Origin of the sequence: Shigella sp. FJ200513 (assembly GCF_040495915.1) — a bacterium.
Taxonomy (GTDB): Bacteria; Pseudomonadota; Gammaproteobacteria; order Enterobacterales; family Enterobacteriaceae; genus ECMA0423.
Window position 1 is genome coordinate 1 of sequence record NZ_JBDYCV010000299.1, and the last position, 360, is coordinate 360.

Genomic DNA, 360 nt, shown 5'->3' on the forward strand with positions numbered 1-360 from the left:
GCCCCGGGGAACGGAAAGACGAAAACGGGTCGTCTGTGGGTATACGTCAGGGATGATCGTAATGCGGGTTCATCCCTGCCGGCAGCCGTCTGGTTCGCGTATTCGGCAGATCGCAAAGGAGAACATCCGCAGCTCCACCTGGCAAAGTATCAGGGCGTACTGCAGGCTGATGCCTATGCAGGTTATAACGTACTGTACGAAACGGGCCGGGTGAAGGAAGCCGGGTGCCTGGCCCACGCCCGCCGAAAAATCCATGACGAGGATGTGCGCCGTCCGACAGAAATGACTCAGGAAGCGCTCAGACGGATAGCAGAGTTATACGACATAGAAGCGGAGATACGTGGCAGTCCGGCAGAGGAA

The 360-nt window shown here is 57.8% G+C and carries 1 protein-coding gene; it reads left to right on the forward strand.

Features of this window, described 5'->3' with window-relative positions; genetic code table 11:
- Positions 1 to 360, forward strand: a 360-nt coding sequence (locus tag ABZJ92_RS22345; RefSeq protein WP_152030033.1) for an IS66 family transposase, incomplete at both ends; no start/stop codon positions are given.